Source organism: Pseudomonas sp. P1_A1, from assembly GCF_056406935.1.
The window spans coordinates 65,675-80,606 of the sequence record NZ_JBFTZE010000018.1 but is presented as its reverse complement, the minus strand read 5'-3'; the positions used below and the strand labels follow the sequence as shown (position 1 = coordinate 80,606).

Here is a 14,932-nt window from a genome sequence, read left to right as displayed (position 1 = left end):
GACGGCTGCCTCAAAGGTGGTAAACATCGATGACCTGGCGAACGTAGTCGTTCTTCAGGATCACTTTCTTGGCCAAGATCAGCGGGTTCTCGCCGCGCACATCCAGGGTGTAGAAACTGCTGCCGAAATAGCTGTCGACGGTCTTGTAGCGAAAGCTCAGGGTGTGCCAGTTGAAGCGCACCTTGCACAGGCCGTCGGCCTGTTCGATCAGCTCGATGTTGCTGAGATTGTGCGAGGTGCGGGTGTCCGGCACGCTGGCGCTGGAACGCTCGGTCTTGATGCGGAAGATGCGGTCTTCCAGGCCCGTGCGGTTGCCGTACCAGATCAGCGAGATTTCCCGCTGCGGATCGATGGTCAGCTCGTCGTTGTCATCCCAGGACGGCATCCAGAAAGTTGCGTCCGGCGCGTACAACTCCAGCCAGTCGTCCCATTGTTTGTCGTCGAGGTAGCGCGCTTCGCGGTAGAGAAAATCGCGCACCGCGTCATAGGTCATGGTCATTGCACGGCCTCCACTGCAATCAGGTCGGACTGTTCGGCGGCCAGGGCCTTGAGCATGGTCTGCTGCCAATATTTGTGTTGCAGCACGAACAGGCCTTCGTCTTCGGTACGCACCCCGCTGAGCAACGGGTGCAGGTCGATTTCCCTGGCCGCGTCATCGGCGCCTTCAATCCAGTGTTCGGCACCACGGGACATGTCGTTCCAGGTGGTAACGCTGCCCTGGTAGCCGGTCTGGCAGGAGCGAAACTCTTCCAGATCGTCTGGAGTGGCCATGCCGCTGACGTTGAAAAAGTCCTCGTACTGCCGAATGCGGCTCGAACGGGCGTGGTCGCTTTCACCTTTGGGGGCGATGCAGTAAATGGTGATTTCGGTACGGTTGACCGAGATCGGCCGGGCGATGCGAATCTGCGAGCTGAACTGGTCCATCAGGTACACGTTCGGGTACAGGCACAGGTTGCGCGAGTTCTCGATCATCCAGTCGGCGCGGGCCTGGCCGAAGTCCCGGGCCAACTCGTCGCGACGCTCGTACAGTGGACGGTCCTCGGGGTTGGACCAACGGGTCCAGAGCAGCATGTGGCCCTTGTCGAAGGAATAGAAACCACCGCCCTGCCTGGCCCAGGTGCCGGCGCTCATGGTGCGGATGTCTTCGCCGGCTTCGCGCTGTTTGCGTTGGTTCTGGGTGGCGGCGTAGTTCCAGTGCACGGAGCTGACGTGATAGCCGTCGGCACCGTTTTCGGCGGTGAGTTTCCAGTTGCCTTCGTAGATGTAACTGGAAGAACCGCGCAGCACTTCCAGGCCATCGGCGGACTGGTCGACGATCATGTCGATGATCTTCGCCGACTCGCCCAGGTGCTCCACCAACGGCACCACGTCAGCCTTGAGGCTGCCGAACAGGAAGCCGCGATAGGACTCGAAACGCGCGACGCGGGTCAGGTCGTGGGAGCCTTCGCAATTGAAGCTCGCCGGGTAACCGGCCGCCGCCGGGTCCTTGACCTTGAGCAGCTTGCCGGAGTTGTTGAACGTCCAGCCGTGGAACGGGCAGGTGTAGGAACTCTTGTTGCCGGTCTTGTGCCGGCAGAGCATCGCCCCGCGGTGGCTGCATGCGTTGATAAAGGCGTTCAACTCACCGTCCTTGTTGCGCGCGATAAAGATCGACTGGCGCCCCATGGTAGTGGTGTAGAAGTCGTTGTTATTGGGGAGCTGGCTTTCGTGCGCCAGGTACAGCCAGTTGCCTTCGAAGATGTGTTCCATCTCGAGGTCGAACAGCCGCGGGTCAGTGAACATCTCGCGCTTGCAGCGATAGATACCCTGTTCAGGGTTTTCTTCAAGCAGGGAGTGAAGGTATTCGGGTCGCAGGGACATGGCCGCCGCCTCCATTGTTTTTATTCAGGCAGGGCCATGCTAGGACGTGGGGATGGGGCGGACTATCCGCCGGGTGCAGACCTTTATCCGTTTTGTGCAGCAGGTGATGATCGTTCCCACGCTCTGCGTGGGAATGCAGCCCGGGATGCTCTGCGTCCGTTGAGGCATTCCCACGCGGGAGCGTGGGAACGATCAAATAGCGGTGGGTGGTGTTTGTGAGATCAATGGCGGCGCTTGAGGGTGTCGGAGGGCAATTCGCCGAACTGTTTGCGGTAGCTGTCGGAGAACCGACCCAGGTGCAGGAAGCCGTAATCCATGGCCACTTCCGTGACGTTGCGCACGTTGCAGGTCGGGTCGCTCAGGTTGGCGTGAATGCGTTCGAGCTTCTTCTGCCGGATGTAGTTTTTCGGCGTGTCCCCCGCATTGCGTTCGAACAACCCATACAGCGAACGCAGGCTCATCCGCGCCTGGCGCGCCAGTTCTTCGCTGTCGATGTCCTGCTTGAGGTTGCGGGCGATGTAATCGACCAGCGCCTCGAACGTGGCCGAGGCTGAGCCGGGGTCGGTGCGCATGACGTTGGTTTTCATCAGGCCCAGCATCTTGCTGACCACGATTTGCGCATAGTGCTCCTGCACGCGAGGAATCGGCTCGGAAGCCTCGGCTTCCTGGCAAATCATCGCCAGCAGGCTGACGAAACCTTCCAGTTGATTGAGCTGATAACGGTTTTCCAGAAACCGCACGCCCTGCCCCGGATACCGCCAGCGCTGCTCCTCGCACACCGACTCCAACAGCCGGGTGGGGACTTTCAGGATGAATTTTTCGCAATCACTGGAATAGGTCAGATCCACCGGATCGTCCGGGTTGATCAGCAGCAACTCCCCGGGCGCGAAGTAATGTTCCTGACCATGGCCACGCCACAGGCAGTTGCCGCGCAGCAACACCTGCAAGTGATAGATGCTGTCCAGCGCGCCAGCGGTAACCCGCACGCTGGCGCCATAACTGATGCGGCATAGATCAAGGCTGGCGAACTTGCGATGATCGAGGCTGGCCAGCGGCCGGCCGGCCCTGGGCATCTGCAGGCAATGGTTGCCAACGTGCTGATTGACGTAGCCAGATACCGCGTACGGGTCGGCATGGTCGAAGACTCTGCTGCGATGACTCAACAATTGCGCTTGCATCATCGGTTCACTCTCATTGTTGTTATCAGTGGCGTCGCCATTCTAGAGCCCCGGCCGAAACACAAAAGACCACGAGATAAACGGTCGGTTATCTCGTGGCCCGGTTCGGCTGGTCGAAGGTATCAGTCCTCGAGTGCGCGGACCCGTTCGTGGCGTTGCTGCTCCTCAGGCTGGGCGGACGACTGCAGGGTGAAGTCGAAATCGATTTCGGCAAAACGACCGCTCACGCCATGGGCCGCCGCACGCTGCGGATCGTCGCTGAAGGTGATCTTGGCGATCAGTTCGTCACGGGTGGCGTAGGCGAAATCGTCATGCAGGTACTGATCGCCATCGAGGTTGATCTGGGTGGTCAGGTGACGATGATCCGGTGCCGAAATGAAGAAGTGAATGTGCGCCGGCCGCTGGCCATGACGGCCCAGTTGATTGAGCAGTTGCTGGGTCGGACCATCCGGCGGGCAGCCGTAGCCCGACGGCACGATGCTACGGAAGCGATAACGGCCCTCGGCATCGGTGACGATCCGGCGACGCAGGTTGAACTCGGACTGGGTGGTGTCGAAGTACGAATAGGTGCCGCCGGTGTTGGCGTGCCAGACATCCACCACCGCCCCGGCCAGCGGTTCGCCGGCGGTGTTGAACACCCGGCCCTGCATGAACAGAGTCACACCCGGATCGACGCCGTCATCGAGACGCGCTTCGCCTTGCGACAGCGGCGCACCCGCCACATACAGCGGCCCCTCGATGGTCCGCGGGGTGCCGCCGGATTTGCCGGCCTGCTCGTCTTCGGCATCCATCAACAGGTCGAGGTAATGCTCAAGACCGAGCCCGGCAACCAACAGACCGGCCTCCTGCCGCGCGCCCAGCACGTTGAGGTAATTGACGGCTTTCCAGAATTCTTCCGGGGTCACGGCCAGGTCCTCGATGATGTTCACCGAATCACGCAGGATGCGGTAAACCAGCGCTTTGACCCGTGGATCACCGGCGTCGTTAAGCTGGCCGCTGGCCTCTTCGAGAAACTTCTGGACACTGGCGGTGTGGGAAATCTTGACGTTCATGGTGGATCCTCATCTTGTAATTATTAGCGTAGCGAACTGAACAGGCTGGGTTCAGCGGTCATCCTCGCGAATGGAAGAAGGATGCCGGCACAGCGCGTTGACCTCGATGGCCATGTACGGGTACAGCGGCAATTGCATCAGTAGGTCGTGCAGTTCCTGAACGCTGTCGACATCGAACACGCTGTAATTGGCATAGAGCCCGGCGATGCGCCACAGATGACGCCACTTGCCTTGCTCTTGCAGGCGCTGGGCCAGGGCTTTCTCGTCGGCCTTGAGCTGAGCGGCGCGCTCCGGGTTCATGTCGACCGGTAAATTCACGGTCATTTTTACGTGAAACAGCATGATGCCCTCCTCAGGCTTGATGAACGACAGTGGAACTTTTGTCCCGACGGAAAAACGCCAGGCGTTCTTCATCCAGAACCAGGCCCAGCCCCGGTGTTGACGGGACGTGCAGTTGGAAATCGCGGTAGACCAAGGGCTCGCTGAGGATGTCTTCGGTCAGCAGCAGCGGGCCGAACAATTCGGTATCCCAGCTCAATGTATTCAGTGTGACAAAGGCATGGGCCGAGGCCAGCGTGCCGATTCCGCCTTCCAGCATGGTGCCGCCGTACAGGCCGATACCGGCCGCCTCGGCAATCGCGGCGGTTCGCAGCACGGCGCGAGGGCCGCCATTCTTGGCGATTTTCAGGGCGAATACCGAAGCCGCGCCCTCCCGTGCCAGGTTGAAAGCATCCTCTACGCATTCGATGGATTCATCGGCCATGATCGGCGCCGGGCTCATGGCATTCAGGCGCACCATGYCGGCGCGGTTATTACGCGAGATCGGTTGTTCGATCAGGTCGATGCCGTTGGTGCCGAGGATCCGGCAGGCCCGCAGAGCGACTGCTTCGTCCCAGGCCTGATTGACATCGACCCGCACGCTGGCGCGATCACCCAGGGCCTTTTTGATCGCAATCACGTGGGCCAGGTCGCGGTTGACCTCGCCGGCGCCGATTTTCAGTTTGAAGATCCGGTGGCGGCGCAGGTCGAGCATTTTTTCCGCTTCGGCAATGTCCTTGGCGGTGTCGCCGCTGGCCAGGGTCCAGGCCACCGGCAAGGCGTCGCGAACCCGTCCGCCCAACAGTTCGCTGACCGGCAGGCCAAGGCGCTTGCCCTGGGCGTCGAGCAAGGCGCTTTCGATACCCGATTTGGCGAAGGTGTTGCCACGAATGCTGCGCTCCAGGCGCAACATCGCGGCATTCACATTGCCGCTGTCCTGGCCGATCAGCAGTGGCGCGAAGTGTTTGTCGATGTTGGTCTTGATGCTGTCCGGGCTTTCGTTGCCGTAGGCCAGGCCACCGATGGTGGTCGATTCGCCGATACCCTCAATGCCATCGGCGCAGCGCACCCGAATGATTACCAGGGTCTGGTTCTGCATGGTGTGCATCGCCAGCTTGTGCGGGCGAATGGTCGGCAGATCGACGATGATCGTCTCGATCGATTCAATGGCAGTTGCACGCATGTCGATACCCGTCAGGTTCTTGAAGTTCTGAAACGGATTCTCGTACGGCTTTTTCCGGGCGGCCAATATAGAATTGGTCTGGCTCGATACCTCAAAGGTATTTAACAGATCGACGTGCGGAGGCCCCATGGAACTGCGTCACCTGCGGTATTTTCAGGTGTTGGCTCAAACCCTCAACTTCACCCGCGCCGCCGAACTGCTGCACATCGCCCAACCACCGCTGAGCCGGCAGATCCAGCAACTGGAAGACGAACTCGGGGTACTGCTGCTGGAGCGCGGCCGACCATTGAAGTTGACCGACGCCGGGCGGTTTTTCCATGAACACTCCACCGCCCTGCTCGAACAACTGGGCAAGGTTTGCGACAACACACGACGAATTGGCCTGGGCGAAAAGACCTGGCTGGGCATCGGCTTTGCGCCCTCGACACTCTATGGCGTGTTGCCGGAACTGATTCGCCGGTTGCGCAGCGGCGAGCCTCTGGCGCTGGAGTTGGGGCTCTCGGAAATGACCACGTTGCAACAGGTGCAGGCGCTCAAGGCCGGGCGCATCGATGTCGGTTTCGGGCGCATCCGCATCGACGACCCGGCCATCCTGCAGACCGTGCTCACCGAAGATCGACTGGTCGCCGCCCTGCCCGCCGGCCACCCGCTCCTCGCCAGGCCCATCAGTCTTCGTGAACTGGCGAAAGAACCTTTTGTGCTTTACCCCGGCAACCCGCGCCCGAGTTATGCCGACCACGTGATCGCGTTGTTCGAAGCCAGTGGCGTGCACATCAAGGTGGCGCAATGGACCAACGAGCTGCAAACGGCGATCGGTCTGGTGGGGGCGGGAATCGGGGTGACGCTGGTACCGGCCTCGGTGCAGTTGCTGCACCGCGACGACATTGGCTTCACTCCGGTGCTGGAAGACAACGCGACCTCGCCGATTATTCTCAGCAGGCGCGTGGGCGATGTGTCGCCGGGGTTGAATCATTGCTTGCAGATGATCGATGAACTGCTGCCGCGCGACAGACCTGCAGACTAGGCCACGACACCGGCGAACGCTCGGCGACCGGCACGCATTTCTGTGCGAAGTTCGCCGATCAGCTTGGAAATATCGCGAACACTGATCAGTTTGTCGGGGGATACGCCGGTGATCAACAACTCAATCCGCCCGGTGCTCTGATCGAAAACCTTGATCCGCAAGGTTTCATCATGGTTCACGGTGCATTCGCAGGAGAGCGGCTTGAAACCGGACTCGACAATCTGGCAAAGCTGCTCAATTGAAACCATGACAGACGCCCCTCCATGGACGGTTTTCCGATTGGATCCACTGAGATTAGTTCAGCTTGCGCAATGCGCCAGTGAGCTCAGTGAGCATCCCCATCCCATATCCAATTCCAGATCCCCGGCAAACGAACAGGCTCGGAACTCTGCTTGACGGTGCGCGCCATGGCCGCCCGCTGTAGCGCTGCAGTGTCGTCGTAAAACGGTTTCTGCGCCGTGGCCAGACCGGTGGCGTTGGCACTGTCGAGGAGGATTTGCAGGTATTCACGAGCATGCCGGGCGGTGTAGCGGTTGAGGTCGTGAAAGGTCACCACCACCGGAATCACCCCGTCCACCGTCGGCAACTGGCCAAGGGCGATGCGCTCGCGCACTTCGGACAGCTGCCGCAGCATATTGGCCCGCCGCCGAGGGCTGGCATTGAAGCCCCAGATCTTGCCGTCATTGGCGCTCAGGTCGGTCAGCAGTACATGCATGCCGTGCTGCTGATAGGCCGCGAAAGTGCGCTTGTCATAATTCCAGAACGGCGGACGCACCAGGATCGGCGAGGCGCCAGTGATCGCGGCAATGTCTGCGCTGCCGTTGGTCAGCGACTGTTCCAGTTGTTCCGGCTCCAGGGAGCGATGGTTGGTGTGGTGGGGCGTGGCCGTGTGGAAGCCCAGCAGGTGACCTTCGGCCTGTTCGCGTCGCATGATCTGGCGGCCCACGTCACTGCCGCCGGCGCCTGTGGCACGGGTCTGCACGAAGAACACGGCTTTGATGTCCGGTTGCAGCGGATTGCGCGCCAGGCTGTCGAGCACGGTGACGGTGGGGTTGTAAAAACCGGAGGCGCTGGGCCCGTCGTCGAAGGTCAACAGGAAACGGATCGGCGCTTGCGCGCGCAGGCGCTGTTGCGTCTGCGGCGTCATTTCGATGGGCGCGGCGATGCAGCCAAACAGGCCGACGGCGATGGCGAATACGGATAGAACCTTGATCAACTGCTTCATGTTTTGCCTTGGGCCAGACCTTGCGACCGTCACGTTTAATGGCAAAAACCCCTCGCCCATTCATCCCTTCGATCGACCCGCCAATCGCTGCGAGCCGAGGTTGGATAAGGGTACACAGTGTTTGGTTCCAGTGCCTGCTTCGGTTATTGGGCCAGTGCCTGCTGGAACGAGCTGTCGATTATCGGCGCCGTGGCCAGGGCGGCCGGCAGTGCCTTGACCTTGAACAGGAAGTCCGCGGTGCTTTGCAGATCCGCTGCGGCCTGCTGATCCACCGGGCCGACAGTCATGTGCGCCTGGCGCAGCCAATGGCGTGACACGTTCTGGTCAAGATTGGCCTTTTTCGCCCACAGGTCGGCGTACTCGTCGGTGTGGTTGTCGACCCAGGCACGGGCCTTTTTCAGACGCACCAGGAAGTCGGCAATGGCTTCGCGTTTGCTGTCGATCGAAGGTGTTGACGCGGCGATGGCGCTAAGGCCGGGCATCAGGTTTTTGGCCGTGAGAATCGGCCGGGCACCGGAAAACAGAATCTGTTGGGAAATGTACGGTTCCCAGACCGGGAACGCGTCGATGCTGCCCTGGGGCAACGCGGCAGCTGCGTCGATCGGCATCAGTTTGATGAAGTCGACGTAGTTGTCCGGCAAATCGGCTTGCTCCAGGGCCCGCAGGGTCAGCTGCTGGCTCCAGGCGCCGGGCCAGTACGCGACTTTCTTGCCCTTGAGATCGGCGATGGATTTGACCGGAGAATCCTTGGGCACCAGCAAGGCGATGGTGTCCGGGTTCTGCCGCGACACACCGATCAGTTTCACCGGTGCCTGCTTGGCGGTCAGAAACAGAAAACCCGAATCGCCAAGAAAGCCCAGGTCCAACGCGCCGGTGTTCAGCGCTTCGGCCAGCGGCGCGGCGGCCTGGAAGTGCTTCCAGTCGACGGTATAGGGCGCCCCTTGCAACACACCCGAGGCCTCCACCGACGCACGAATGTTGTAGTAATTCTGATCGCCGACGTGCAACACCACGGAGTCGGCGCCGTAGCTCAATGGCGCGGCAAACAAGGCGCTGGTCAACAGACCGCGCAGGAATCGGGACAGGTTCATCGGGGGCTCCTGGAACGTTGTTTTTATAGACCATAACGCTCTTAAAGCTGCCGCATTAAATTCTATTTGTGCATAAGTTCATGACCGGGAACAGTCGGTGTCTGTCCAGCAACAGTGACTCAACAGACTGTTTTCCCCGGTGCATTCCGATCCCCTTTCATTCGCCCCAACCCCTGATAAACCGGAAACTCCGGGATATGGCACAGAGCCTGCAATATTCCCATTACGCAGGACGCACTCAAGAAAAATGTTTTTTCGGAAATAAGAATCTCGCCGCCTTGCCTGGAGCTGTCCCATGAAACCGATCTTCCGTTTTGCCAACGTCAGGTATCTGCTCAGCGCCTGCGCTCTGGCCCTGAGCCTGCCGACCTTAGCCCAGGCGGCTGAAACACCGCCCGCCGAAGTACATCTGGACTACGCGTATTACTCGCCGGTCAGCCTGGTGCTCAAGCACTTCGGCTTTCTGGAGAAGGCCCTGCCACAGACCAAAGTCAGCTGGGTGCTGAGCCAGGGCAGCAACCGTTCGCTGGAATACCTCAACAGCGGCGGCGTTGATTTCGCCTCGTCCGCCAGCCTCGCCGCAGTGCTCAGCCGGGCCAATGGCAGCCCGATCAAATCGGTTTATGTGTACAGCCGCGCCGAATGGACGGCGTTGGTGGTGCGCAAGGACTCGCCCTACAAAACCGTGGCCGACCTCAAAGGCAAAAAAATCGCCGCGACCAAAGGCACCGACCCGTACCTGTTCACCCTGCGCAGCCTGCAACAGGCCGGCCTGACCAAGGACGATGTGGAGCTGGTGCACTTGCAGCACCCGGACGGTCGCACTGCGCTGGAGAAAGGTGAGGTCGACGCCTGGGCCGGACTGGATCCGCACATGGCCGCGAGTGAAGTTCAGGCCGGTTCGCGCCTGTTGTACCGCAACCCCCACTTCAACAGTTACGGCGTGGTCAGCGTCACCGAGACCTACGCCAAAGCACATCCGAAAACCATCGAAACAGTGCTGAGCGCCTACGAAAAGGCGCGCGACTGGGCGGTGAAAAACCCTGACGAACTGGCGAAGTTGCTCGCCACCGAGTCCGGTCTGCCGCTGGAAGTGGCCAGGCTGCAACTGTCGCGCACCGACCTGAGCAGCCCGCAATTGACCGCCCGGGATGTGATCGCCTCCAAGGCTGCCGCGCCGATTCTGGTCTCCGAAGAACTGGTGCGCCGAGGGGTGAATGTTGATCAAGTGATCGATCAGTTGATCGATACCGGCTTCAAGGAAACCGTGGCCCGTCAATAAAGATCAAAAGATCGCAGCCTGCGGCAGCTCCTACATTGATCGGGTACAACCATGAATCCACGGTGAACGCCTCTCCCTGTAGGAGCTGCCGCAGGCTGCGATCTTTTGATTTTGCTTCAAATCAGCCGTCACTGGAGAACACCCATGACCAGCAACAGCAAAGACCTGCCCGCCAGCCTGACGCTGCCCGCGCCGCGTCGCCTGAGCAACGCCTGGCAATTGCGCCTCAAGGGCCTGGCCCTGCCAGTACTGATCGTCCTCGTACTGGAATTCGTCGTGCGCATCGGCTGGCTGCCGTCCTACCAAATGCCGGCCCCCAGCGACATCGCGTTGACGTTGAGAGACCTCGCCGAAGGCGCGCTCTGGAAGCACATCAGCGCCAGCCTGTTGCGGGTGCTGCTGGGCTTCGTCATTGGCGCCAGCCTGGCACTGGTGTTCGCCGCGTGGGTCGGTTTGAGCCGCGAAGCCGAAGCGTATCTGGAACCGACCTTCGCCGGCCTGCGCTCGATTCCGAGCCTGGCCTGGGTGCCGCTGTTGTTGCTGTGGCTGGGCATCGACGAGACCTCGAAAATCGTCCTGATCACCATCGGCGCGTTCTTTCCGGTGTACCTCAACGGCGTCGCGGCAATTCGCGACATTGATCGCAAACTGGTGGAAGTCGGGCAGATGTACGGTTTCAGCCGGCGTCGACTGGTGCGGCGGATTCTGCTGCCCGCCGCCCTGCCCGGCCTGTTCACCGGGTTGCGCAGCGGCATGAGCCTGGCCTGGATGTTTCTGGTGGCCGCCGAGCTGATCGCCGCGACCAAAGGCCTGGGTTATTTACTCAGCGACGGGCGCGAAACGTCACGCCCGGACATCGTGCTCGCTGCGATCATCGTCCTGGCGCTGCTGGGCAAACTCAGCGACGGCATTCTCGCAGGCCTGGAGAAACGCTTCCTGGCCTGGCGCGACACCTTCAACGGCCAAAGCGCGGAGGATTGAGCCATGACCGAACACCTGCTGGACATCCGCGTCGAGCGCAAAACCTTCGCCGCCACCACCGTCCTGAAAAACATCCATCTGCAATTGCAGCCCCGGGAAACTGTCAGCCTGCTCGGCCCCAGCGGCTGCGGCAAAAGCACCTTGCTGCGGATCGTCGCCGGCCTGGAAAAAGACTTCCTGGGGGAGCTGCGCAACAACGCCGGTGAAGTCGCCTTCGTGTTTCAGGAACCGCGGCTGATGCCCTGGCTGACGGTCGAGCAAAACATCGGCTTCAGCGCCGACAGCGATTACGACAAGGCCTGGGTCGCGCAACTGATCGAAGAAGTCGGCCTCGGCGGTTTCGCCCAGGCCCTGCCCAAAGCGCTCTCCGGCGGCATGGCGCAACGGGTCGCCATCGCCCGCGGCCTCTACTCGCGGCCGCAGGTTTTACTGCTGGACGAACCCTTCAGCGCGGTGGACGCCTTTACCCGGATGAAACTCCAGGACCTGTTGCTGCAACTTGCCGAGCGCCACGCCATCGCCCTGTTGCTGGTGACTCACGACGTCGATGAGGCGCTGTACCTCAGCGACCGCGTGCTGGTGATGGACAACCGCCCCAGCAGCATTCGTCAGGAACTGGCGGTGGAACTGGCGCATCCCCGTGACCGGCGCGATCCCTTGCTCGCGCGGCTGAAGGCATTGTCGTTGACCGAGTTGCAGCGGGCGCATGTCATTTGATGACGACCCCGTTAATTTCAGGCATCGGAAATTAAAAAGCCCCGCTATCAATAGCGGGGCTTTGGCACGAGCAGATATGTCAGGGCTTCAACGGACGCTCCTGATCGCGGTCCGACAGTTCTTTACCGTCGTCGGGGTGCTTCCAGTCCGGCGTCGAACGCTTCTGCCGCTCGAGTTCTTCCTCCGTCGGTTCATCGGTCTCATCATCCAGGTCCGGACGCTTTGGTTCAGTGGCCATGTCCACCTCCCTTCCTCAAGGGATCATCCGTTAAGCGTAGAACAGTTTCGCCTCGGACGACTCAGAGCCACCACCGCAACAAAAAGAAAAACCCCATGCTCAACAACATGCTGAGCAAGGTGTTGCGGGTGTAAAGCACCAGGCCCACGGCCACCAGCGAACTGATCAGGTAGGGGTTGTCCCACTGCAGGTTCAACTGTTTGTCGGGCATGAACACAATCGGCCCGCAGATCGCGGTGAGCATGCCCGGCACCGCGAAACCGAGAAACTGCCGGGCATTGCTGCTCAAGCGCACCGGCAGCCGAGGTTCGAGAAATACGTAGCGGTTCAGGAACACCAGCAGGCCCATCCCGATAATCACAGCCCAGACCATCATATGCGCCCCACGTAGAGTTTGTTGCAGATAAAGCCCGCCGTCATGCCCGCCAACCCCGACAGCACCAGCGCCGAGCCCCATTGCCAATAGCTGAACAGCACTGAACAGAACAACGAGACCGCCACGCAGACCACCGTCGGCACGTTGCGCACCACCGGCGTGATCAAGGCGATAAAGGTCGCCGCGATGGAGAAATCCAGCCCCAGGTGTTCAAGGCCTGGAATGCTGCTACCCAGCACAATGCCCGCCAGGGTGAAGAGGTTCCATGCGATGTAAAACGTCAGGCCCACGCCGAGGGCGTACCAGCGGTTGAACTGCTGTTTGTCATGCTGGCTGGTCAGGGCGAACAACTCGTCGGTGAGCAAAAAGCCCAGCCCGATACGCCAGCGGCCCGGCAATGGGGAAATCACCGAACGCATGCTCATTCCATACAGCAAATGCTGGGAGGTCAGCAGCAACGTGGTCAACAGAATCGAAAAGACCCCGGCACCGCCCTTGAGCATGCCGATGGCGACCAATTGCGCCGCGCCGGCAAACACGATGCTCGACAGCCCCTGGCCTTGCAGGGGCGTGAGGTTGGCCTCGATGGCCATGGAGCCGGCCAGCAATCCCCAAGGCGCGGTCGCCAGGGACAACGGCATGATGGCCGCGGCGCCACGAAGGAATGCAGTGCGCGGCACGAGTGAGTTGGACATAACGCTCTACAACCAGGAAAAGACGTCAGACTGTGCCAGCAGTCGTGGCCGATGGCTTGAACAATCTTGCGCACTTGCGACGATTTCACGATTGACAAATACCCCGTCGGCTTTTAAAACTGGGCGCCTCATTCAGGGTGTAAGCAACCATGTCCGCAACCTTCAACCTCAACACTGTCGTCATTGGCTTGATTGCCAAGGCGCAAGGTTGCGTTGCGCACACCCCTAAATCGAAGAAACAGTCGCTCATGTGACCGGGGCGCGCTGTCCCGTCAGATGAGCTGACAGGACATTGAGCGCGACGGACACCCCTCCTCTTGCTGACTTCCTTCTACGCTTCTGACGGTGACGAAATCGGTCAACCTTCAGGAGAAAGTGCATGTCATCGTTTCAAGGTATCTGGGTTCCCATCGTTACGCCGTTTCACAATGGTGCGATCGACTTCGCCGGATTGCGGAGGCTGGTCAGTCATCTGCTGGAAAAAGGCGTCGATGGCATAGTGGTCTGCGGCACCACCGGGGAAGCCGCGGCGCTGGGCAAACACGAGCAACTGGCGGTGCTCGATGCGGTGCTGGAACAGGTGCCGCCAGAACGCGTGGTGATGGGCCTGGCCGGTAACAACCTCACCGAGTTGCTGCAATTTCAAAGCGAAATCCTGAAGCGTCCCCTGGCGGGCTTGCTGGTGCCGCCGCCCTACTACATCCGCCCTTCCCAGGCCGGCCTCGAAGCCTTTTTCAAGACCGTCGCCGATGCGTCCAGCGCTCCGATTATTCTCTACGACATCCCCTATCGCACCGGCATAGCCTTCGAGCAGGCGACCCTGCTCCGGATCGTCGCCCATGAGCGGATCGTCGCGATCAAGGACTGCGGCGGCAACCCAGCCAACACCTTCGCACTGCTCTCCAGCGGTAACGTCGACGTGCTGTGCGGCGAAGATAATCAGATCTTCGGCGCGCTATGCCTGGGTGCCAAAGGCGCGATTGCCGCCTCGGCCCATGTTCATCCCGAACTGTTCGTGACGCTGTATCAACAGATTCGCGACAACCGCTTAGCGGCCGGCCGAACGACCTTTTTCCAGTTGCTGCCGCTGATCCACAGCCTGTTCATCGAGCCCAATCCCGCCCCGGTGAAAACTGCCCTGGCCCTTGAAGGATTGATCCGCGACGAGCTGCGAGCACCGATGCAACGTAGCAGTGAAAGCACGACAGTGCGTTTGAAAGAAGTACTGGCAGCGCTTGAAGGCGGCAATCGATAGAGCACAAGCGTCCAGCCCGAGTACCATGGAGCGATTCACCTAACGCGTCAGGGAATCGACATGCTTTACCGAATCGCCGCCGACGGGCTGGTGCTGTCTCACTTGCTGTTCATTCTGTTCGTGCTGTTCGGCGGGCTGCTGGTGCTCAAATGGCGCCACCTGATCTGGTGGCACCTGCCCGCCGCCGCATGGGGCGTGATCGTGGAAGTCTTCCACCTGGCGTGCCCGCTCACCGAATGGGAAAACCGCATGCGCCACGCGGCCGGGCAAACCGGTTACGGCGGCGGTTTTATCGAACATTACGTGTGGCCGATCATTTATCCGGCCGGGCTGACGCCCACGATTCAACTGGCACTGGGCAGCGTGGTGTTGGCGCTCAACGTGCTGATCTATGCGCGGCTGTTCCGGCAATGGAAGCATCCGACCCGTTCAGGCAGTAACCACCGCTCCGGTTGAG

General features: G+C 60.6%; 18 protein-coding genes. 6 read left to right on the top strand and 12 right to left on the bottom strand.

The features are described 5' to 3' along the window. Positions 1 to 10: 10 nt before the first annotated feature. From benB to AC1D2Q_RS23155, 6 genes are all read right to left on the bottom strand, one after another. Positions 11 to 499 carry a benzoate 1,2-dioxygenase small subunit gene (benB, locus tag AC1D2Q_RS23180; RefSeq protein WP_018927991.1) on the bottom strand — a complete coding sequence of 163 codons (489 nt, stop codon included), beginning with the start codon at positions 497 to 499 and terminating at the stop codon, positions 11 to 13. Continuing rightward, positions 496 to 1,860: a benzoate 1,2-dioxygenase large subunit gene (gene benA / locus AC1D2Q_RS23175; protein WP_477814660.1), complete on the bottom strand. Its 1,365-nt coding sequence runs from the start codon at positions 1,858 to 1,860 to the stop codon at positions 496 to 498. The genes benB and benA overlap by 4 nt, the downstream gene beginning before the upstream one ends. A 221-nt stretch (positions 1,861 to 2,081) precedes the next feature. Continuing rightward, the gene (locus AC1D2Q_RS23170; RefSeq protein WP_477814659.1) at positions 2,082 to 3,041 is read right to left on the bottom strand and encodes an AraC family transcriptional regulator; all 960 of its coding nucleotides are present in this window, start codon (positions 3,039 to 3,041) and stop codon (positions 2,082 to 2,084) included. 119 nt (positions 3,042 to 3,160) lie between these two features. After that, positions 3,161 to 4,090, bottom strand: a complete 930-nt coding sequence (gene catA / locus AC1D2Q_RS23165) for a catechol 1,2-dioxygenase (RefSeq protein ID WP_477814658.1) — start codon at positions 4,088 to 4,090, stop codon at positions 3,161 to 3,163. A gap of 51 nt (positions 4,091 to 4,141) precedes the next feature. Continuing rightward, complete coding sequence (gene catC / locus AC1D2Q_RS23160; RefSeq protein WP_007936026.1) at positions 4,142 to 4,432, bottom strand: muconolactone Delta-isomerase; 291 nt, start codon at positions 4,430 to 4,432, stop codon at positions 4,142 to 4,144. Between the two features lie 10 nt (positions 4,433 to 4,442). Further along, complete coding sequence (locus tag AC1D2Q_RS23155) at positions 4,443 to 5,591, bottom strand: muconate cycloisomerase family protein (protein ID WP_477814702.1); 1,149 nt, start codon at positions 5,589 to 5,591, stop codon at positions 4,443 to 4,445. A 127-nt stretch (positions 5,592 to 5,718) separates the two neighbouring features. Here AC1D2Q_RS23155 and AC1D2Q_RS23150 point away from each other — a divergent pair, with 127 nt between their 5' ends. Beyond that, positions 5,719 to 6,615, top strand: coding sequence for a LysR family transcriptional regulator (locus AC1D2Q_RS23150; protein ID WP_477814657.1), 897 nt, complete (start codon positions 5,719 to 5,721; stop codon positions 6,613 to 6,615). Here AC1D2Q_RS23150 and AC1D2Q_RS23145 read toward each other — a convergent pair. The 3 genes from AC1D2Q_RS23145 to AC1D2Q_RS23135 form a co-directional block, all read right to left on the bottom strand. Beyond that, positions 6,612 to 6,863: a DUF1652 domain-containing protein gene (locus tag AC1D2Q_RS23145; RefSeq protein WP_305412084.1), complete on the bottom strand. Its 252-nt coding sequence runs from the start codon at positions 6,861 to 6,863 to the stop codon at positions 6,612 to 6,614. The two genes, AC1D2Q_RS23150 and AC1D2Q_RS23145, sit on opposite strands and share 4 nt — an antisense overlap. Before the next feature lie 77 nt (positions 6,864 to 6,940). Then, positions 6,941 to 7,840, bottom strand: a complete 900-nt coding sequence (locus AC1D2Q_RS23140; protein ID WP_477814656.1) for a polysaccharide deacetylase family protein — start codon at positions 7,838 to 7,840, stop codon at positions 6,941 to 6,943. A gap of 143 nt (positions 7,841 to 7,983) precedes the next feature. Beyond that, positions 7,984 to 8,931 (bottom strand): ABC transporter substrate-binding protein, encoded by a 948-nt coding sequence (locus tag AC1D2Q_RS23135; protein WP_477814655.1) that lies wholly within the window; start codon positions 8,929 to 8,931, stop codon positions 7,984 to 7,986. A gap of 295 nt (positions 8,932 to 9,226) precedes the next feature. Here AC1D2Q_RS23135 and AC1D2Q_RS23130 point away from each other — a divergent pair, with 295 nt between their 5' ends. The 3 genes from AC1D2Q_RS23130 (at position 9,227) to AC1D2Q_RS23120 (ending at position 11,911) form a co-directional block, all read left to right on the top strand. Further along, on the top strand, positions 9,227 to 10,213 hold the full coding sequence (locus tag AC1D2Q_RS23130; protein ID WP_477814654.1) for an aliphatic sulfonate ABC transporter substrate-binding protein: 987 nt from the start codon (positions 9,227 to 9,229) through the stop codon (positions 10,211 to 10,213). Positions 10,214 to 10,357: 144 nt separating this feature from the next. After that, entirely contained in the window at positions 10,358 to 11,194 is an 837-nt protein-coding gene (locus tag AC1D2Q_RS23125; protein ID WP_477814653.1) for an ABC transporter permease, read from the top strand. A 3-nt stretch (positions 11,195 to 11,197) separates the two neighbouring features. Further along, entirely contained in the window at positions 11,198 to 11,911 is a 714-nt protein-coding gene (locus tag AC1D2Q_RS23120) for an ABC transporter ATP-binding protein (RefSeq protein WP_477814652.1), read from the top strand. A 79-nt stretch (positions 11,912 to 11,990) separates the two neighbouring features. Here AC1D2Q_RS23120 and AC1D2Q_RS23115 read toward each other — a convergent pair whose 3' ends face one another. From AC1D2Q_RS23115 to AC1D2Q_RS23105, 3 genes are all read right to left on the bottom strand, one after another. After that, positions 11,991 to 12,149 (bottom strand): hypothetical protein, encoded by a 159-nt coding sequence (locus AC1D2Q_RS23115; RefSeq protein ID WP_477814651.1) that lies wholly within the window; start codon positions 12,147 to 12,149, stop codon positions 11,991 to 11,993. Between the two features lie 61 nt (positions 12,150 to 12,210). Further along, positions 12,211 to 12,522, bottom strand: a complete 312-nt coding sequence (locus AC1D2Q_RS23110) for an AzlD domain-containing protein (RefSeq protein ID WP_162830927.1) — start codon at positions 12,520 to 12,522, stop codon at positions 12,211 to 12,213. After that, complete coding sequence (locus AC1D2Q_RS23105) at positions 12,522 to 13,220, bottom strand: AzlC family ABC transporter permease (protein WP_477814650.1); 699 nt, start codon at positions 13,218 to 13,220, stop codon at positions 12,522 to 12,524. Before AC1D2Q_RS23105 ends, AC1D2Q_RS23110 begins: the two co-directional genes overlap by 1 nt. A 379-nt stretch (positions 13,221 to 13,599) precedes the next feature. Between AC1D2Q_RS23105 and dapA the strand changes: the two genes are divergently transcribed. Together dapA and AC1D2Q_RS23095 are read left to right on the top strand one after the other, a co-directional pair. Further along, positions 13,600 to 14,475 carry a 4-hydroxy-tetrahydrodipicolinate synthase gene (gene dapA / locus AC1D2Q_RS23100; protein WP_477814649.1) on the top strand — a complete coding sequence of 292 codons (876 nt, stop codon included), beginning with the start codon at positions 13,600 to 13,602 and terminating at the stop codon, positions 14,473 to 14,475. 60 nt (positions 14,476 to 14,535) lie between these two features. Beyond that, positions 14,536 to 14,931 (top strand): DUF2784 domain-containing protein, encoded by a 396-nt coding sequence (locus tag AC1D2Q_RS23095; protein WP_086945506.1) that lies wholly within the window; start codon positions 14,536 to 14,538, stop codon positions 14,929 to 14,931. The last annotated feature ends 1 nt before the right edge of the window (position 14,932 follow it).